Origin of the sequence: Chitinimonas arctica (assembly GCF_007431345.1) — a bacterium.
Classification (GTDB): Bacteria; Pseudomonadota; Gammaproteobacteria; order Burkholderiales; family Chitinimonadaceae; genus Chitinimonas; species Chitinimonas arctica.
Genome location: NZ_CP041730.1, coordinates 2,345,814 through 2,363,482 on the forward strand (window position 1 = coordinate 2,345,814; position 17,669 = coordinate 2,363,482).

At 60.8% G+C, this 17,669-nt stretch carries 17 protein-coding genes; 6 read left to right on the forward strand and 11 right to left on the reverse strand.

All coding sequences use genetic code 11. The features are described 5' to 3' along the window. Window positions 1–55: 55 nt before the first annotated feature. Entirely contained in the window at window positions 56–2,029 is a 1,974-nt protein-coding gene (gene parE, locus FNU76_RS10685; RefSeq protein WP_144278186.1) for a DNA topoisomerase IV subunit B, read from the forward strand. Here parE and FNU76_RS10690 read toward each other — a convergent pair. The 7 genes from FNU76_RS10690 to gshA form a co-directional block, all read right to left on the reverse strand. Next, complete coding sequence (locus tag FNU76_RS10690; RefSeq protein WP_144278187.1) at window positions 2,026–3,168, reverse strand: glycosyltransferase family 4 protein; 1,143 nt, start codon at window positions 3,166–3,168, stop codon at window positions 2,026–2,028. The two genes, parE and FNU76_RS10690, sit on opposite strands and share 4 nt — an antisense overlap. Beyond that, a complete protein-coding gene (gene ptsP, locus FNU76_RS10695) occupies window positions 3,165–4,901 on the reverse strand; it encodes a phosphoenolpyruvate--protein phosphotransferase (protein ID WP_144278188.1) in 1,737 nt (578 codons plus the stop codon). The genes FNU76_RS10690 and ptsP overlap by 4 nt, the downstream gene beginning before the upstream one ends. Window positions 4,902–4,918: 17 nt before the next feature. After that, complete coding sequence (locus FNU76_RS10700) at window positions 4,919–5,188, reverse strand: HPr family phosphocarrier protein (protein ID WP_144278189.1); 270 nt, start codon at window positions 5,186–5,188, stop codon at window positions 4,919–4,921. A 3-nt stretch (window positions 5,189–5,191) separates the two neighbouring features. Next, on the reverse strand, window positions 5,192–5,599 hold the full coding sequence (locus FNU76_RS10705; RefSeq protein WP_144278190.1) for a PTS sugar transporter subunit IIA: 408 nt from the start codon (window positions 5,597–5,599) through the stop codon (window positions 5,192–5,194). Between the two features lie 73 nt (window positions 5,600–5,672). After that, entirely contained in the window at window positions 5,673–6,614 is a 942-nt protein-coding gene (gene gshB, locus FNU76_RS10710; RefSeq protein ID WP_144278191.1) for a glutathione synthase, read from the reverse strand. Between the two features lie 97 nt (window positions 6,615–6,711). Beyond that, the gene (locus tag FNU76_RS10715) at window positions 6,712–7,161 is read right to left on the reverse strand and encodes a DUF4399 domain-containing protein (protein WP_144278192.1); all 450 of its coding nucleotides are present in this window, start codon (window positions 7,159–7,161) and stop codon (window positions 6,712–6,714) included. 46 nt (window positions 7,162–7,207) lie between these two features. Continuing rightward, window positions 7,208–8,509 (reverse strand): glutamate--cysteine ligase, encoded by a 1,302-nt coding sequence (gene gshA / locus FNU76_RS10720; RefSeq protein WP_144278193.1) that lies wholly within the window; start codon window positions 8,507–8,509, stop codon window positions 7,208–7,210. A gap of 232 nt (window positions 8,510–8,741) precedes the next feature. On the opposite strand from gshA, the gene mgtE reads away from it, so the two are divergent. The 3 genes from mgtE to prmC all read left to right on the forward strand — a co-directional run bounded on the left by mgtE (window position 8,742) and on the right by prmC (window position 11,895). After that, window positions 8,742–10,181: a magnesium transporter gene (gene mgtE, locus FNU76_RS10725; protein WP_144278194.1), complete on the forward strand. Its 1,440-nt coding sequence runs from the start codon at window positions 8,742–8,744 to the stop codon at window positions 10,179–10,181. Window positions 10,182–10,264: 83 nt separating this feature from the next. Beyond that, window positions 10,265–11,053, forward strand: coding sequence for an EAL domain-containing protein (locus FNU76_RS10730; RefSeq protein ID WP_223879304.1), 789 nt, complete (start codon window positions 10,265–10,267; stop codon window positions 11,051–11,053). Continuing rightward, window positions 11,050–11,895, forward strand: coding sequence for a peptide chain release factor N(5)-glutamine methyltransferase (gene prmC, locus FNU76_RS10735; protein ID WP_144278195.1), 846 nt, complete (start codon window positions 11,050–11,052; stop codon window positions 11,893–11,895). The genes FNU76_RS10730 and prmC overlap by 4 nt, the downstream gene beginning before the upstream one ends. A gap of 11 nt (window positions 11,896–11,906) precedes the next feature. On the opposite strand, the gene FNU76_RS10740 is transcribed toward prmC, so the two are convergent. Next, window positions 11,907–12,644 carry a hypothetical protein gene (locus FNU76_RS10740; protein ID WP_144278196.1) on the reverse strand — a complete coding sequence of 246 codons (738 nt, stop codon included), beginning with the start codon at window positions 12,642–12,644 and terminating at the stop codon, window positions 11,907–11,909. 216 nt (window positions 12,645–12,860) lie between these two features. On the opposite strand from FNU76_RS10740, the gene grxD reads away from it, so the two are divergent. Next, the gene (gene grxD / locus FNU76_RS10745) at window positions 12,861–13,175 is read left to right on the forward strand and encodes a Grx4 family monothiol glutaredoxin (RefSeq protein WP_144278197.1); all 315 of its coding nucleotides are present in this window, start codon (window positions 12,861–12,863) and stop codon (window positions 13,173–13,175) included. Between the two features lie 77 nt (window positions 13,176–13,252). Here the strand turns inward: grxD and FNU76_RS10750 are convergent, their stop codons facing one another. The 3 genes from FNU76_RS10750 to FNU76_RS10760 all read right to left on the reverse strand — a co-directional run bounded on the left by FNU76_RS10750 (window position 13,253) and on the right by FNU76_RS10760 (window position 16,867). Then, entirely contained in the window at window positions 13,253–13,780 is a 528-nt protein-coding gene (locus FNU76_RS10750) for a methylated-DNA--[protein]-cysteine S-methyltransferase (protein WP_144278198.1), read from the reverse strand. Next, the gene (locus FNU76_RS10755; RefSeq protein ID WP_144278199.1) at window positions 13,777–15,201 is read right to left on the reverse strand and encodes a DNA-3-methyladenine glycosylase 2; all 1,425 of its coding nucleotides are present in this window, start codon (window positions 15,199–15,201) and stop codon (window positions 13,777–13,779) included. Before FNU76_RS10755 ends, FNU76_RS10750 begins: the two co-directional genes overlap by 4 nt. A gap of 187 nt (window positions 15,202–15,388) precedes the next feature. After that, window positions 15,389–16,867, reverse strand: a complete 1,479-nt coding sequence (locus FNU76_RS10760) for a hypothetical protein (RefSeq protein WP_144278200.1) — start codon at window positions 16,865–16,867, stop codon at window positions 15,389–15,391. A gap of 152 nt (window positions 16,868–17,019) precedes the next feature. On the opposite strand from FNU76_RS10760, the gene FNU76_RS10765 reads away from it, so the two are divergent. Next, window positions 17,020–17,640 carry a LysE family translocator gene (locus FNU76_RS10765; RefSeq protein WP_144278201.1) on the forward strand — a complete coding sequence of 207 codons (621 nt, stop codon included), beginning with the start codon at window positions 17,020–17,022 and terminating at the stop codon, window positions 17,638–17,640. The last annotated feature ends 29 nt before the right edge of the window (window positions 17,641–17,669 follow it).

A 17,669-nucleotide genomic window follows, 5' to 3' on the forward strand; every position in this document is an offset into this window, starting at 1 on the left:
GAGCCACCCGGCGGCCCCTAGACTCCGCCCCAACTCGCAGCAAAGGAATCGCGCAATGGCCGCCGCACCGCAATACGATGAATCGTCAGTCAAGGTACTCAAGGGCCTGGAACCGGTAAAACACCGGCCCGGCATGTACACCCGTACGGAGAATCCGCTCCATATCGTGCAGGAAGTTATCGACAACGCCGCGGACGAGGCGCTGGGCGGCTTTGCCCACCATATCGAGGTGGTCATGCACCAGGACGGCTCGATTGCGGTCAGCGACGATGGGCGCGGCATTCCGGTGGGGATTCATCCCGAGATGGGCGTGCCCACGGTGGAGGTGGTATTTACCCAGCTGCACGCCGGCGGCAAGTTCAACAAGAAGGATGGCGGAGCCTACAGCTTCTCCGGTGGTCTGCACGGCGTGGGGGTCAGCGTGACCAATGCGCTTTCCACCCGCTTGGAAGTGCGGGTCAAGCGCGAAGGCACCGAGCATGCGCTGGCATTCGGCGACGGCTTCGTGATCGAGCCCTTGGCAATGGTCAAGGAAGTCGGCAAGAAGAATACCGGCACCGCGGTACGCTGCTGGCCCGATCCCAAGTATTTCGATTCGCCCAATATTCCGTTTGGCGAACTGGTGCATATCCTCCGCTCCAAGGCGGTGTTGCTGCCAGGCATTACCGTGACGCTGATCGTCGAGAAAAAGGACGGCAGCCGCGATAGCCAGACCTGGAACTATCCGGACGGCCTGGCCGGCTATCTGAACGAAAAGCTGGCCGACGCCGAGCTGGCGGTGCCCTTGTTCCGGGGCGAGCGCTATATCACCGAAGCCAACGACAGCTTTTCCCACGGGGAAGGCGCCGCCTGGGTCATCACCTGGACCGAGGAAGGCGGCATTGCCCGCGAAAGCTATGTGAACCTGATTCCCACGCCTTCCGGCGGCACGCACGAAACCGGCCTGCGCGACGGGGTCTTCACCGCCATCAAGAGCTTTATCGACCTGCACAATCTGCTGCCCAAGGGCGTCAAGGTACTGCCGGAAGATCTGTTCGCCCGCGCTTCCTTCGTATTGTCCGCCAAGGTGCTCGACCCGCAGTTCCAGGGCCAGACGAAGGAGCGCCTATCCAGCCGCGATGCGCTGAGGCTGGTATCCACCCAGGTACGCGATCCGTTCGAGCTATGGCTGAACGAACATCTGGACTACGGCAAGAAGCTGGCCGAGCTGGCCATCCGCCAAGCGCAGGCGCGCCTGAAAGCGGCCAAGACCGTGATCAAGAAGCGCAGCAGCGGGGTGGCCGTGCTACCGGGCAAGCTGACCGACTGCACCAGCGATGACGTGACCCGCCGAGAATTGTTCCTGGTCGAGGGCGATTCGGCCGGCGGCAGCGCCAAGCAAGGCCGCGACAAGGATTTCCAGGCGATCCTGCCCCTGCGCGGCAAGGTGCTCAACAGCTGGGAAGTCGATCAGGGCGAGCTGTTCGGCAACAATGAAATCCACGATATCGCGGTAGCCATCGGCGTCGATCCGCATACCCTGAACAGCCCGGCCGATATCAGCGGGCTACGCTACGGCAAGATCTGCATCATGTCCGATGCCGACGTGGATGGTTCGCATATCCAGGTGCTGCTGCTTACCTTGTTCTGCCGCCATTTCCCCCTGCTGGTAAAGCATGGTCATATCCATATCGCCCAGCCACCGCTGTACCGCATCGATGTACCCGGCGCCGGCAAGACCAAGCCGCCCCGCAAGTTCTACGCGCTCGACAATGGCGAGCTGGAAGCCATCCTGGACAAGCTGCGGCTGGAGAAAGTGCGTGAAGGGAGCTGGGCCATCAGCCGCTTCAAGGGGCTGGGAGAAATGAATGCCGAGCAGCTGTTCGATACCACCATGAACCCGGACACCCGCCGCACGCTGCAAATCGACTTTGACGACATCGAGGACGACACCCGCCGCATCATGACCATGTTGATGGGCAAGGGCGAGGCCAGCAGCCGTCGCGCCTGGCTGGAAGAAAACGGTAATCTGGCCGAGGGCGATATTTAAGCTTTTGCGTTCTCGAGCAAGCTCGCATACAAGGCCGTCAGGCGCTCAGCCATGGCGGCCGGCGAGTAGGGCAGGATGGTGGCACGGGCAGCCGCGCGCATGCCGGCCCAATCGTCGGCACGGGGCCGTGCCGCGATCAGTTCGGCAAAACCACGGTGATCGAGTGCGTCGCGCACAAAGCCGTTTTCTCCTTCGTGCACGAACTCGGCGGCGCCGGACTTGCCGCTGGTGAGCACCGGCAGTCCACAGGCGAAGGCTTCCAGGGCAACATTGGGAAAGGGATCGTACAGGGTGGGCAGGAACAGCGCGTCGGCCATGCCATACCAATCCTGAACCTGCTTTTGCGCCCCGACGAAATGCACGCGCTGGGCCACCCCCAGCTGGGCCGCCAAGGCGCGGTAACGACCGGCACGCTTGTCATGCCCAACCACCACCAGGTGGCTGGCCGAACCCGACTCGGCCAACGCCCTGAGGCAGCACGCTACGCCCTTGCGCTCGAATCCCGATCCCACGTAGACCAGCACCGCCGTATCCAGGCCGATACCCAGTTGACGGCGCAACGCCTCCCGCTGGACGGCTGCCTGGTCCGGCTGGAATTGCTCGGCATCGATGCCGCTGTAGATCACCGCCAACTTTTCGTCCGGCAGCTTGAACCAGCGTTGCAACTCCTCTTTCACCATCCGGGAATTGCAGATCACGGCTTTGAGCCGAGGGCTATTGAACAGTCGCTTTTCGGCGGCCAGCGCATAGTGATGCTGCGGGTTGAGCCAAAGACCCAAGCGCTTGAACGGACCCAACTGGCGCCGGCGTTGCAGCAACCACTCGCGATGCACGCCGTCGCCCGCGCGGTAGATATCGCAGCAAGCGATACGCTCATGCGATTGCACCAGATCGAAGTCAGCCTGCGCCAACGACTTGCAGACCCCCCGGGCGAAACTCCATTCGCGCCAGACACTGCCGAAATAGAAGGGATTGACGGTGAGGCTGCGATAGCCCGCGTGGTCTTCCCACTTGCGGGTCAGCAAGGTCACCTCCACCGCGCCGGCCAGCGCGGCAATGGCACGGCTGACAAACCGTTCGGCACCGCCCGAAGGATTGTATTTCTGGCGGATGATAGCCAGCCGAATGGGCCGGCTCATCCCGCATCCAGCCCGTCGAGCAGGGCACGGACGCGATCGGCATCGGGGGCTTGTTCGATTTCGCTGGCCAAGGGCGCCAGCAGCTTAAGATCACTATTGAGGATGATCTGTTTAACGTTCAAAAGCTGCGCCGGATGCATGGAAAACCGCCGCAGCCCCAGGGCCAGCAGTAGTTGGGTGAGGCGCACGTCGCCAGCCATTTCACCGCAGACCGAAACCGGCACGTCGGCCTGGTTGGCCGTGCGTATCACATGGCCGATCAGGCCCAGCACCGCCGGATGGAAGGGATCGTACAAATGGCTGACGCTATCGTCGCCACGGTCCACCGCCAGGGTGTACTGAATCAGGTCATTGGTACCGATGGAAACGAAATCCAGCTTGCGCAGCAGATGGCCGACCGTCAATGCCGCGCCGGGCACTTCGATCATGCCCCCCACTTCGACATTGTCGGCAAAAGCGACGCCATCCTCGCGCAGCGCTTCCTTTGCCTGCTCCACGTGGAACAATACCTGGCTGACTTCCGCCAGGCTGGCCAGCATGGGTACCAGCAGCTTGAGATCGCCGTGCAGGCCCGCTCGCAGCAGTGCCCGCAATTGCGTGCGGAACAAATGCGGCTCGGCCAGGCACAAGCGCACACCGGTCAGGCTCAGGGCCGGATTCGGCGCGGATATCGCTTCCTCGTCGGCCCATTTCGGCATCTTGTCCCGACCCAGATCGATGGTCCGGATGGTGACCGGCATGCCTTTCATACCTTCCACTACCGCCCGGTAGGCTCGATACTGCTCTTCCTCGTCCGGCAGGTCGTCACGGCCAAGAAAGAGGAACTCGGAGCGATAAAGCCCGACGCCGGCCGCACCATTGGCCTTGACGTGTTCCACATCGCCGGGTGTTTCGATATTGGCCAACAGCTCAATGGCGGTGCCGTCCAGCGTCACTGCCGCAGTGCTCTTGAGCCCCTTGAGCTTCTTGCGATCCGCCGCGTAGCCCGCCTGTCGCTTGCGGTATTCCGCCAGGATGGTCTCGCTGGGATCGACGATGGCCACGCCCGCCGTACCATCGACAATAATGGTTTCCTCTTCGCGGATCAGTTGGCGGGCATGGTGCAGGGCCAGCACCGAAGGGATATCGAGGCTGCGGGCCAGAATGGCGGTATGTGAAGTGGGGCCGCCCATATCGGTCAGGAAGGCGGCGAAATTGGCCTCCTTGAACAGCACCATATCGGCCGGCGACAGATCATGCGCGACGAGAATGCGCTCGCGGCTATCATCGGGCGGCACGTAATGGCCGCCGCCCTGTCCGGCAAGCGATTTGAAAATGCGATCCACCACCTGGATCACATCGTTACGCCGCTCGCGCAGATATTCTTCTTCGATCTCGTCGAATTGCGCCAGCAGGCGATCCTGCTGCAGCTTCAATGCCCATTCGGCGTTGCAGCGCCGCTCGTTGATGATATCGCGCGGCTCGCGGCTGATGGTGTGATCGTTCAGCAGCATGACGTGCAGGCTGAGAAAGGCACCCAGCTCGGTGGGCGCATTCTCCGGGATGCTGCCCCACAATTGCTCCAGTTCCTTGCGGGTGGCGCGCACGGCCGCATCGAAACGGGCCATTTCGGCTGGCACTTCGGCCGCCGTGATCTCGTAGTGCGCCACTTCGAGGTCGGTATGGCTCACCAGATGGGCACGGCCGATGGCGATACCGCCGCCGATGCCGATGCCGTGCAGGCTGATAGTCATGGTCCCGCCCCCCGGTTCTATTCCGATTCGTCGAAGCGATTGGCGATAAGTTCGGTGATGGCGGCCATGGCCTCACTTTCGTCTTCGCCGCTGATGTCGATAGCAACCTTACTACCCTTGGCCGCCGCCAGCATCATGACGCCCATGATACTCTTGGCGTTCACCCGCTTGCCGTTGCGGCTCAGCCAGATCTCGCTCTTGAAGCGGCTGGCCAACTGGGTCAATTTGGACGATGCGCGTGCATGCAGTCCCAGCTTATTGATGATCTCGACTTCTTGTTGAGGCATGGCTTATCCGATTTCCTTGGTATTGGGCGGCAGCATGTACATCACGCCTTCCAGCCCGCCGGTAACGGCTTTGCTGACCACGATTTCCAGCGCCTCGTGACCGTAATTGAGCGTACGCACCAGCATGGGCAGATTGACGCCCGCAACCGCTTCGACGCGGCCGGGTTCAATCAGACGGTAGGCTACATTGGACGGCGTACCGCCATAGATGTCCGAAAGCACGACCACGCCCGTACCGGTATCCAGTTCGCGAATCAGACTGCGCGCCCGTTCCAGCACCAGGTCGGGATCATCCGAACGGTAGACGGGCAGATAGCGCAGCTGCGGCAGCGGGCGCCCCAGTACGTGCGCGGCGCACTCGGCCAGGCTTTCGCCCAAGCCATAGTGGGTAACCAATAGAATTCCAACCATATTCAAGCTCGAAGAACTGCGTTAGGGCTGATTCTAGCAGCGCCAGGGTAAGACCAGGCGAGCGCCGGCCACGTTAGCCAAGCGCGGCTTCGATTGCATCCACGAACAAACCAGCAACATTGATGCCCGATTGCGCGCTGATTTCCTGGAAACAGGTGGGGCTGGTGACATTCACTTCGGTCAGCGAATCGCCGATCACGTCCAGGCCGACCAGCATCAGCCCCTCCGCAAACAGCTCCGGCCCCAGTGTCTCCGCGATGTCCCGGTCGCGGGCACTCAAGGGCCGTGCCACGCCGGTGCCGCCGGCCGCCAGGTTGCCACGGGTTTCGCCTTGCATGGGGATGCGGGCCAGGCACCAATCCACCGGCTTACCGGCGATCAGCAGTACGCGCTTGTCGCCGTCGGCGATGGCCGGCAGATAGCGTTGCGCCATCAAGCTGATACGGCCGTGATGCGTCTGGGTTTCCAGGATGGTGCCAATATTTGGGTCTTCCGGCCGCAAGCGGAAAATCCCGCTTCCGCCCATGCCGTCCAACGGCTTGAGGATGATATCGCCATGTTCGCGCAGAAAGGCCCGGATATCCGTGGCCTGGCTGGATACCATGGTGGGCGCGGTAAATTGCGGGAAGCGCAAAATAGCCAGCTTCTCGTTGAAATCGCGCAAGGCACGGGGTTTGTTGAAGATGCGCGCGCCCTGCCGCTCGGCGTGTTCCAGCAAATGCGTGGCGTAGAGATATTCGCTGTCGAAGGGCGGGTCCTTGCGCATCACCACCGCATCGACCTCGTTCAAGGACAAGGTCTCGCGCGGGCCGGCGGTAAACCAGCTCCCCCCTTCCGCTGCCAGGGTGATGGGCCGCATATCGGCCAGCACACGCCCCTGCAGCACCCGCATATCGGCTTGTTCGAAGGCGAACAGCGCATGTCCACGCGCAGCCGCTTCACGCATCATGGCGTAGGTGCTGTCCTTGTAGATCTTGAAATGTTCCAGCGGGTCGGCAAGAAAGGCCAGGCGCATAAGGGGCTCGGTATTGGGTGGTTTACGCAACCTTCCGACCCGGCCTCGCTCGCATGCGAGACCGGTCAGGAACAGTCGGTTGCGCCAGGGATGCGGCTTACTTGGCCGGTTTGTCTTCGACCTTCACGTGCACCGTGGCAGCCAAGGCCGGGCCATAAGAACTGTGCGCGCCGTCGGCGAACTGCAGCGTCAAGGTATGCGGGCCCGGCGTCAGGGTGATGGTAGCCTCGGTCTGCCCCTTGCCGAAATGCATATGCTTCTCGTCCGTCGGCACTACCTGGCCCTGGGGAACCGGCGGTGCATCGATCACCAGGTGGTGGTGGCCGCTTGCCCTATCGTAGGGATCCTCGCCGGCCGGCCGCACCTTCATGCCCTTGATGCCGAATTTCACCGTCACGGTGGCAGGAACCACCGCACCGTCCTTCAAGCCGACGAATGACACGTGCGCGCCGGCGGGCGCGCCTTCGCCCGGGGCGGGATTGGCATGAACGGCCAGGCTGGCGCCCAACAAGCATCCGGCCAAGGCCGGTAGATATCGTAGCTTCATCTTTTCCTCCTAGGTTCTATCGTCCACACCCACCCTGGGCGCGAACTTAGATAGCAAGACTGATTTCTTCTTGTACTGGTTCCGTGGCCTCGATCTCGCGCGACGCGGCCAGCAAGGCCAGGCGAGCCACCACGCCGTAAGCATAGAAGCGATTCGGGGCGCAATCGGGGCTGCCGTCGCAGTCGGGCGTGGACAAGGGCGTGGTAAAGGCCAGCGGCTTGAAATAGGCGCCGGGCGCATTGAGATTCTCGTCCGCGCCGCGCTCGGTATGGACGCGATAGAAACCGCCTACCACGTAACGATCCATCATATAGACCACCGGTTCGGCCACGGCATCCTCGATCGTCTCGAAGGTCGGTACACCTTCCTGCACGATCACATCGCTCACTTCCAGGCCTTCCTTCACCACCGCCATCTTGTTGCGCTGCTTGCGATTGAGACCGATCACGTCTTCCGGCGACTTCACACTCATCACACCCATGCCATAGGTCCCGGCATCGGCCTTCACGATCACATAGGGCTCGGCATCGATGGCCAGCTCGCGGTACTTGGCGGCGGTCATGCCCAATATCCGCTCCACCTCGGCGGCCAATTCCTGCTCGCCTTCGCGCGTCTGGAAGTCGAGCTGGCTGACCTGGCCGAAATACGGATTGATATACCAAGGATCTATGCCCAGCAGTTCGCCGAATTCCGACGCCACGCCATCGTACTGGGCAAAATGCTGGGTCTTGCGGCGGGTGGACCAGCCTGCGTGCAAGGGTGGCAGCAGGTTCTGGTCGATATTGCGCAAAATATCGGGGATGCCGGCCGACAGATCGTTATTGAGCAGCACGACGCAGGGATCGAAACCCTCCACACCGACGCGGCGTCCCTTGCGCTGTATCGGTTCCACCGTCAGCGAGCCGCCATTCGGGAGCGCCAGCGTGGTCGGCTGGGTGATTTCCGGATTCAAGGATCCAAGCCGGACATTCAAGCCCGCCAACTTGAGGATGCGCGTCAGGGACGCCACATTCTGCAAGTAATAGGCATTACGGGTATGGTTCTCGGGGATCAGCAACAATCGCCGCGCATCCGGGCAGATCTTTTCCAGTGCGCTCTGTACCGCCTGCACGCAAAGTGGCGTGAAGTCGGGATTCAGGTTGTTGAAACCTCCCGGGAACAGATTCATATCCACCTGCGCCAACTTGAAGCCGGAATTGCGCAAATCGACCGAACCATAGAAGGGTGGGGTATTTTCCAGCCACTGACTGCGGAACCACGCCTCGATATCGGGCTGGGCGGCCAGCATCTTGCGCTCAAGGTCGAGTAGCGGGCCGGTCAGGGCGGTGGCGAGGTGGGGAACATTCATGATGGTGAACTCTTTTATGAAAGGCGGTCACGTGGCGTAGGCAGCCTAGTATGCAGCCTGCCTGAGATGGAAGGAGGGTGGAAGCACATTCCGTCGGATGACAAATTTAGCCAACCACGCCGATTTCAAGAGGCATACGGCGTCAGGCCGGCAATAATGAGCTGGACACCCGTGCTACACTCGCGCGGCTTTTTACGCCGCCCGATTTTCCGCCAGTTCCGAGGTTGTTGGTATGACCGCTCCCGCCCCTAAGCCAAAAGAAAACTTGCAGGAAACCCTGCAGCAGGTGGTGCGCATCCTCAATCGCCATCGCCTGGTGGAAAACCTGGTACACAAACAGGATATGCACAAGCACGCCCTGGTGGAAACCATCGTGCACAAGCAGAACCTGGCCGAGCTGGAAAAGCGCCTGGAACAGCTGCATCCGGCCGATATCGCCTTTGTGCTGGAATCGCTGCCGCTGGAAGACCGCCTGATCGCCTGGGGCCTGATCAAGCCGGAGATCGAAGGCGATGTGCTGCTGGAGGTATCCGACTCGGTCCGCGAGACCTTGCTGGCCGATATGGACCGGGCCGAGATCCTGGCCGCCGCCGAACACCTCGATACCGACGAGCTGGCCGACCTGGCGCCCGATCTGCCGCAGGACGTGATGTCCGAGCTGATGGGCTCGCTGGAAGAGGACGAACGGGCCGAACTGCAATCGGCGCTGTCCTATGCCGACGACCAGGTCGGCTCGCTGATGGACTTCGACATGGTCACCATTCGCGATGATGTGACCCTGGAAGTGGTATTGCGCTACCTGCGCCGCTTCGATGAACTGCCGCACCATACCGACAAGCTGTTCGTGGTCGACAATGACCAGCGCATCAAGGGTGTGTTGCCGATCAAGCGCCTGTTGATTACCGATCCGGACCGGGATGTTTCCGAAGTCATGGCCCACGAAGTCGTGATGTTTCGCCCGGACGATGATGCCGGCGACGCGGCCCAGGCTTTCGAGCGTTACGACCTGGTCTCCGCCCCCGTGGTCGACTCCACCCACAAGGTGATCGGCCGGCTGACCGTGGACATGATGGTGGACGTGATCCGCGAAGAATCCGAAGCGGAAATGCTCAGCCTGGGGGGCCTGAAGGAAGACGAAGACCTGTTCAGCTCGGTATGGCAATCCGCCCGCAATCGCTGGCCCTGGCTGGCGATCAATATTCTTACCGCCATCTTCGTCTCGCGCGTCATCGGCCTGTTCGAGGGCACCATCCACCAACTGGTGGCCCTGGCCGCGCTGATGCCCATCGTCTCGGGCATAGGCGGGAACACCGGCACCCAGACGGTCACCCTGGTCGTGCGCGGCCTGGCGCTGGGACAGATCAACCCCTCCAGCGCGCGCCGCCTGATCGTCAAGGAGCATGCCATCGCCTTGCTGAGCGGCGTGGTGTGGGGCGGTGTACTGGGCCTGATCGCCTGGTTGCTGTACGGCGATTTCCAGCTGGGCCTGGTGATGACGGCTGCCATGATCCTCAACCTGCAGGTCGCCGCCCTGGTCGGGCTGCTGGTACCGTTGACCATGGACAAACTGGGCCGCGACCCAGCCTACGGCTCCTCGGTCTTCCTGACCGCGGCCACCGACAGCATGGGGTTCTTCATCTTTCTTGGCTTGGCCACCATCTTCCTGGTATGACGGCCTTGCCATCGATTTCGCGCGCCGCATAAGTGTAAACGCGGCTCCATGGCTTCCCTAAGTCTCATGTCATAATCACCGCCATGTTCTCGCCCATCTCCGAACGCTCCGCCCATCCGGCCAGCGCCCGCTTGCCAGCCACCGTGCTGCTCGATCTGCTGCGCCACCAGCGGTACGGCGTCGAATACCAGCCCATCGTCGATCTGCAGCGCGACGAACCCATAGGCTACGAAGCGCTGGCGCGATTTTACGCGGCCGACGGCCAGCCGCTGGCGCCCAAGGGCGTGTTCGAGGCCTTGCATGGCAGCCCGCTCAGCCTGTTCCAGCTGGAATACGATATGAAGCGCCTGCAGCTGGCCTACGCACCCACGCAGGCCGAGCTGCTGTTCGTCAATCTCGATCCGGATGCCTATGCCGTCACCGCGAACGAGCCGGTCGATCCGCTGCTGACCTTGATGTCGCCGCGCCAAGGCCTGGTGGTGGAAATCATCGAGAATGCCAATGTGACCGATGCCTCGCTATCGCAGCAGCTGGCGCAAGCCTTTTCGGCCCGCGGCATCCGGCTGGCGCTGGACGATATCGGCGCACCAAACTCGATGATTTCCCTGGACGTATTGATGGCGGTGGACTGGTTTAAATTCGACCGCTCCTGGCTGGCGCGCGCGCGCGACGCCAAGTGTCGCGCCGCCCTGACCCATCTGATCGGCTTCGCCCATGAATGCGGCTGCCGCGTGATCCTGGAAGGGGTGGAACGGCAAGAGGACCTGCAATTGGCCCGCGCCTTGCAGGTCGATTGCGTGCAAGGCTTTCTTTATCACAAACAGTTCGTTTCGATATCGCTGGCGCCTCGGCCAGTCTGGGCCATGGTATGAACAGCGTTAAGCAATTGATCGATGAGGCACGTGCCAGCGGGCTACCCAGCCTGGAAGCCCGCCTGTTGCTGAGCCACGCCGGCGGTTTGAGCCGTACCCGTCAACTGGCCTGGCCGGATACGGTGCTGAGTACCGAGCAGGCAGGGCAGTACCGCGATCTATTGCGGCGCCGCAACGAAGGGGAACCGGTTGCTTATCTGGTCGGCTCGAGAGAATTCTTCAGCCTGGAATTTATCGTCAGTCCGGCCGTATTGATTCCCCGTCCGGAAACCGAGCTGCTGGTGGAACTGGCATTGGCGCGCCTCCCGCTGGAACGGGCGTGCAGCGCCTTGGACCTGGGCACCGGCTCCGGCATCATTCCCGTTTCGCTGCGCAAGCATCGGCCGCTGCTGGATATGCGGGCGGTCGATATCTCCGAACAAGCACTCGCCGTCGCCATGCGGAATGCCGAACGACACGCCACCCCCATCCTGCTCGGGCAAAGCGACTGGTATAGCGCGCTGACCGATGAGCGCTTCGACCTGATTGTCTCCAATCCCCCGTATATCGCCCACGCCGACCATCATCTGGCCGAAGGCGACCTGCGCTTCGAACCGCGCAATGCGCTGACCGACGAAGGCGACGGCCTGGTCCATATCCGCCGCATCGTCGGCGAAGCGCCTGCCTATCTACGCCCGAACGGTTGGCTGTTGTTCGAACACGGTTACGATCAAGCCGCCGCCAGCCGCGACCTGCTGAATGCGGCCGGCTTCGACCAGGTACAAAGCTGGCAGGACCTGGCCGGGATCGAACGCGTCAGCGGCGGCCATTGGCCAGGACCGGCCAGCGGCCAAAGTATTTAACACCGTCCAAATTACCAACGTGGATCCGGCGTAAACCCCTCGCGAGGAAATGCACTGGGTTGGTCCCGTGCCCGTTCGCGCCAGCGCCGCTCGGTGATCACCCCTGCCGCCGCCAGGTTGCGGCGGCTGTCGTAGCGCACCGCCAGCACTTCGCGCGGCTGTTCGCTGGCCCGTTCGAACTCGGTGCGCCGGACATGCGACTCCTCGATTTCACCATGGCCGGTGCCCATGGCGGCGGCGCTCTCCGCCTTGCGGGAGGCCATCGGCGGCCGATTGCCTTCCTTGGCGATGGCGGCCGGCGGCGGAACGTAGCGGCGTTCATTGAACACGGCCGCACCGATTACGCCGACGTCGAATGGGCGGTCGGTACGGGCGGCGTAGCTATCGCCCAGATCGGTGAAGTAGAAGCGCGCCACGCTGCCCATGGACTTGCGCCAGCCCGTCACCACCGTATCGGCATAGGGCTCCAATACATAACCGGATTGCCGAAAGGCGGCGGTTTCGCCACTGACCGCGTTGATGCCGTCCACCGACAACACCACCATGACGCGCTCGCGGCTCAGGTTGCGCAGGCGCAGCTGGTACGGCTCGCCTTCCTCACCCGCCACCCAGGCACGATTGCGTTGATGGTATTCGGGATAGGCGCGGCCGTAGCGGTCTTCGACGCGCAACTCAACTTGTTGCCCACGTTCGGCCAAGGCGCCCAAAGAGGCGGTAACGAGCAAAAGAGGGAATAGCATTTTTTTCATGGCGTGCTCCTGGTCCAGTCGGTATCGGTAATGCTTAAACGTACTTGTAGCGGCAACGGGGTTAACACCGACTGAATCGCGTACGACGGAAAAGGTCGTACGGTGGGCAAAATGGAGATCGACAGCTGCTGAAGCGGCCGCGTAAAATTTCAGATTGAATTTAATCGTTTAACGTTGGCTGTGACTCCACAGCCGGCGCACGCAAGGAAGAACGCTATGAGTACCCAGGAAAAGATTCGTCAAACCGTGACCGAAAACCCGGTCGTGTTGTACATGAAGGGTACCCCGACCTTTCCGCAGTGCGGTTTTTCCGCCAAGGCAACCAGCATTCTGAAGGCCTGCGAGGTGTCGTTCCATCCCGTCAACGTCCTGATCGACGATGAAATCCGCCAAGGCATCAAGGAATACGCCAACTGGCCGACCATTCCGCAGCTCTATATCAACGGTGAATTCATCGGCGGTTCGGACATCATCGGTGAGATGTACCAATCGGGCGAGCTGCAAAAGCTGCTCGAACCGCTGAAGGGCTGAAACAGCGCCAGTCGTACGCAAACGGGCCCGGATCCGAACGATCCGGGCCCGTTTGCCATTTGGTGCCGGGCGTACCGCTAGTCTTCCGGAAAAAGCGGCAGCGTGCCGGTAAGGTAAGGCTGGTGGGCTTGCTCGAAACGCAATAAGGCTTGCTTACGCGGCAAGCCGGCGGCATACCCGGTCAGCGAGCCGTCCGCGCCGATTACCCGATGGCAGGGCACTACCAGGCCGATAGGGTTGGTGGCATTGGCACGACCCACGGCGCGCGCCGCCCCCGGCTGGCCCAGCGCACGCGCCAACTCGCCATAGCTGCGGGTTTCGCCATAGGGTATCTCGCACAGCGCCGCCCATACTTCCCGCTGAAAAGGTGTTCCGGGTGCCGCCAAGGGCAGGCTGAAGCGGCGTAGCTCTCCCGCCAGGTAGGATCCCAGCTGCCGCCGCACTTCCACCAGCCTGGCCGCTTGCCATTGGGCACCGCGCCGCTCTGCCGCGGCGACCGCGTCCGGCCCGAAACTCAGGCTCAACAAAGCGCCCGTCTCATCGACCACACCCACCATGTCGCCAAATGGCGAGGGAATACCGTCCCAGGCAAGATCCCTCTTCATGCGGCCTCCTGCAAGCTTGCCCACAGATGTGCCGTTGCCAGGCTGCGCCAGGGTGCGAAACCCTCCATCAGTTGCAAGGTCTGTTCAGCATCCGGGCGCTGCGGTAGGGCGAAGAAGCGTTGCAATGCCAATACCAGCCCGGCATCGCCGACCGGCACGCAGTCGCCGAATCCCGCGCCGCGCATCAGCGTGTACTGGGCCGTCCAGGGCCCGATGCCGCGAATAGCCGTCAAACGGCGCAGCATGGCAGGGGCCGATTGCCGCGATAAAGCCTCCATATCCCAGCCGTGTTCAAGCAGATAGCGCGCGGTACCCACCAGGTATTCGGCCTTGGAGCGGGAGAATTGGCGGCCGTGCAATACGGCGGGGTCCAGCGCGGCCACCGCGGCGATATCGGGATGCGCAAGCATGCCGTCACCGGCCTCCCGCCCGGCCAGCTCGATCACCACCCGCCGCAACTTGGCCGCGAAGGTCAGGTTCACCTGTTGGCCCACGATGGCCCAGACCAAAGCCTCGAATACCGTGCCGCTCAAGGGCAGGCATAATCCCGGTCGGATGGCCAACAAACGCTTTGCGTCCGCTGTGCGTGCCTGGCCATCCGGCAGCGTCGGCCGCTCGGCCAAACCCAGGCAGCGCAGGGCCATATGGTGTGCCGCCACCATCATATCCGGCGCGACCTCGCCCAATACCTCGCAGTGGGCGGTCTCCGCCTCGATCCGCATGCACAGGCGTACCGGCCTGCCATGCAGCAATACCGCCTTGGTCACGCTATTGCCCCGCAGGCGTTCCGCCGGCCCGTCGCCATCGCGCCCCAGATAGGCCAATACTTCGGTTGCACGGTAATCGGCGGGAAGCGACAGGCAGAATTGGCTCCCGGCGGGCAGATCGCGGTAGGCCTGCGGCGCCAAGGCAAAAGCTTGCAGAAAATCATGCTGGAAAGCCGCCCCATCGGCAAAACCCGCCGCCGCCGCGACCGTTTCGATCGGCGCAGCCACTTGCATCAGACGGCGCTGCGCCCATTCCAGCCGATAGCGCAGCAAAAGTGCCGCAGCCGGTAGATGGCCGTGCCGCCGGCATAATTGGTCCAGCCGCTGCTGCGTCAATCCCACCTGGCGGGCCAATTCGGCCATCCGTGCGCCAGGTGCGTCGCTATGCAGACTTTGCAATACCGCCTCGTAGCGTTGCTCATCAAAGGGCGTGCCCTGGTAGAACAGATCGGGCCGGCAGTACTCGCAGGGCTGCAAGCCGGCTTTGCGTGCCTGCGCTTCGTTGCGGAAGAAACCAAGCTGCTCGAAGGGAGCCGGCGGGGTCGCGCACGAAGGTAGGCAGTAGCGGCCGGCAGCGGCGAGGCCGCTGAGGAAACGGCCGTCAAAACGGCTATCGCGGGTCAATAGCTGCTGATACAGGGAGACGGAATCCATGGCGGCAAGTGCGGGTCGAATAATGAGGAATTCATTCTACTGCCGATGGCTGTTTCCAGCTCGGGCGCCGGGCAAGACAAAAAATGGCCAAGCGTGGCATGCGCGATGCACTGTTGGTCGCACGGATATGCGTGGCGTTACCTCTCCGCTCGCGCCACTGCAAGGCGCTATTACATCAGGATAAGGATCAAAGCATGCCCTCGTCGAACAACCCTGCCGGGCCGGAGCTTATTTTATTTTCTGTCAAATATTTTTCTATTACCTTTAATTCGTAAGATAGCACGGCAATGTTATGGTCGGTTTTTTTTAAAATCGCCTCATTTTCCTCATTTTCCTTATCGGCAGGTGCGCTGCCGCGTCGCGCCTCGGGCTTTATATTTTCCGGAGTTGATTTCCTGATTTCCATGACTTTCTTCAGCTCAAGCTGCATAGCGGATTGAACTTCATCAAGTCTTGCAGATTTCCTTGCCCGCCAATTATTTTCCTCAGCCTCGATTACATTTAAAAAATGCAGAGCACCTCCTTGATTTGAAAGATATTCTTTTTTTAATTCTACAAGTTTATTCCTTAGTTTCATCAAATTTCCTTCTTGTATTTCCAGTATTTCCCCCAGTGCAACGCCCTCCGCTTTTTGGCGACTATCAGCTTGCTTGGAATTAGGCTGGAGATCTTTGAGTCGAACCTTCAAATCAGCAATACAATATTGAAAAGTTCCGTACTCATCCACCAATCCTGGAATGCGCTTCTCTATCTCTCGTTTGCGCAATTCCAATATTGGATCATCATCATTGAGGATTTTTACTACTTTCTTTTTTATAACGGGAGGGTGCCTTGGTTTTTTCTTTACCTTTGAAAAGCACCCCCCTTTTATTTTTCGCCCCCGATTCGGAAACAATAGATCCGGGTTTGATTCGTCGCGATGCCGGGTTTCATCGCATGATGCTACGTTTTTACCTTGCTCGTCTGTTGGTTTCTCCGCCTCGATAGATAATGGATTAGCCAGGAACGAGATTTTCGGGCCGCTCGCTGCTTGTGTAGCCGGTGCGGGAATTTTTTCGAGGGCAAGCACTTTTTCCGAATTGACTTCTTCGACAGCGGGTAAGCCATTACCGCAGGACGATACGCCTGGTTCATCCGGCCATGAAGGTTGGATATTGACCGCTGGTGAGCTCGGCGAGTCGCTAGCGGGTAAAGTGGCGGTCAGGAAATTTTTAGCGGGTTCACAATAAAATTCTTTACTGGTGATCGGGGCTGCGTCTGCCGTGAATACCACCGGTGTTTCGTCAGATAACAACGCGTTTTCGCCGAAGAGCTCCACTGCCTGGGCGTTCGTTAGCTCTACGCACCAATTCGCGGGAGGCATCACGGGTCCTTCGGGTAATTCCGCAGCTTTGGCAAGTGTGACTCGGCTATTTAATGAAGTGCACTGATTATCTTGGCGTGACTCACTTACGGATCTCTGCTTGCGTTCACCGAAGCAGAAAAATAATTGCAGGATCCTACGGAAGAAAACGTAAAAGATACTATCTCCTCGACTACCTTTTGAATCCGCTAATTTAATTTCGTGTGTTGGTTTTATTGCCGTCTTACCGAAGATACCGATAGGAACCGGCCAGGCGTCCCTATTGCTGACTGGTGCAGCTTTCCATCCAACAGGCTTGCTCATTTGCAAAAATTCCTTCTGATGATTCCAATCATAATCGATATTATTATTGAATTTCACAGACCACGAACAAGCCGCACTATCCAGTGCCACGCGTATCGAAGCGATGCTAGCATCTGGCTGCTGCTTTCCAGCATCTACCCAGGAACACCATCATGTCGCTCAATATCTGGCTCGCCTACCTCGCCGCCGTCTTCCTGATCTCCGGCACACCCGGTCCCAACATGTTGCTGGCCATGACCCATGGCATACACCATGGCTTGTCGCGTACCTTCAGCACCATGCTGGGCCTGCTGGCCGGCCTGGCCATCATCCTGTCCATCTCGCTGGGCGGATTGGGCGCCGTCTTGCTGGCTTCCAGCCATGCCTTCGACGCCATCAAATACCTGGGCGCCGCCTACCTGATCTATCTGGGTATCAAGACCTGGCGCAGCGCCGATAGCGATATGCGCACCGAAGGACGTCCGGACGCAGATAGCGCCTGGGCGCGCTTTCGCATCGGCATCTTGGTTGCCCTCTCCAATCCCAAGGCCATCCTGTTCGGCGTGGTGTTCTTCCCGCAATTCCTGGATCGTAACCAGCCCTTCGCCGCGCAGGCCAGCATCCTGCTGCTGAGTTTTATCGTGATCGAAACCGGTTGGATGTGCATCTACGCCAGCGGCGGCGCCCAATTGGCGCAATGGCTGAAGCGGGGACGACGCATGCAATGGTTCAATCGTGCCGCCGGCGGGGCCTTTGTCGGCGCCGGTCTGCTGCTGGGAACATTCCGGAGATAAGCGGCATAGGCTGAGCGGGCCGAAATCGC

Excerpts from the sequence above, each read along its gene's own strand:
- parE (WP_144278186.1), top strand. The coding sequence starts at position 56 with ATGGCCGCCGCACCGCAATACGATGAATCGTCAGTCAAGGTACTCAAG.
- FNU76_RS10690 (WP_144278187.1), bottom strand. The coding sequence starts at position 3,168 with ATGAGCCGGCCCATTCGGCTGGCTATCATCCGCCAGAAATACAATCCT.
- ptsP (WP_144278188.1), bottom strand. The coding sequence starts at position 4,901 with ATGACTATCAGCCTGCACGGCATCGGCATCGGCGGCGGTATCGCCATC.
- FNU76_RS10700 (WP_144278189.1), bottom strand. The coding sequence starts at position 5,188 with ATGCCTCAACAAGAAGTCGAGATCATCAATAAGCTGGGACTGCATGCA.
- FNU76_RS10705 (WP_144278190.1), bottom strand. The coding sequence starts at position 5,599 with ATGGTTGGAATTCTATTGGTTACCCACTATGGCTTGGGCGAAAGCCTG.
- gshB (WP_144278191.1), bottom strand. The coding sequence starts at position 6,614 with ATGCGCCTGGCCTTTCTTGCCGACCCGCTGGAACATTTCAAGATCTAC.
- FNU76_RS10715 (WP_144278192.1), bottom strand. The coding sequence starts at position 7,161 with ATGAAGCTACGATATCTACCGGCCTTGGCCGGATGCTTGTTGGGCGCC.
- gshA (WP_144278193.1), bottom strand. The coding sequence starts at position 8,509 with ATGAATGTTCCCCACCTCGCCACCGCCCTGACCGGCCCGCTACTCGAC.
- mgtE (WP_144278194.1), top strand. The coding sequence starts at position 8,742 with ATGACCGCTCCCGCCCCTAAGCCAAAAGAAAACTTGCAGGAAACCCTG.
- FNU76_RS10730 (WP_223879304.1), top strand. The coding sequence starts at position 10,265 with ATGTTCTCGCCCATCTCCGAACGCTCCGCCCATCCGGCCAGCGCCCGC.
- prmC (WP_144278195.1), top strand. The coding sequence starts at position 11,050 with ATGAACAGCGTTAAGCAATTGATCGATGAGGCACGTGCCAGCGGGCTA.
- FNU76_RS10740 (WP_144278196.1), bottom strand. The coding sequence starts at position 12,644 with ATGAAAAAAATGCTATTCCCTCTTTTGCTCGTTACCGCCTCTTTGGGC.
- grxD (WP_144278197.1), top strand. The coding sequence starts at position 12,861 with ATGAGTACCCAGGAAAAGATTCGTCAAACCGTGACCGAAAACCCGGTC.
- FNU76_RS10750 (WP_144278198.1), bottom strand. The coding sequence starts at position 13,780 with ATGAAGAGGGATCTTGCCTGGGACGGTATTCCCTCGCCATTTGGCGAC.
- FNU76_RS10755 (WP_144278199.1), bottom strand. The coding sequence starts at position 15,201 with ATGGATTCCGTCTCCCTGTATCAGCAGCTATTGACCCGCGATAGCCGT.
- FNU76_RS10760 (WP_144278200.1), bottom strand. The coding sequence starts at position 16,867 with ATGAGCAAGCCTGTTGGATGGAAAGCTGCACCAGTCAGCAATAGGGAC.
- FNU76_RS10765 (WP_144278201.1), top strand. The coding sequence starts at position 17,020 with ATGTCGCTCAATATCTGGCTCGCCTACCTCGCCGCCGTCTTCCTGATC.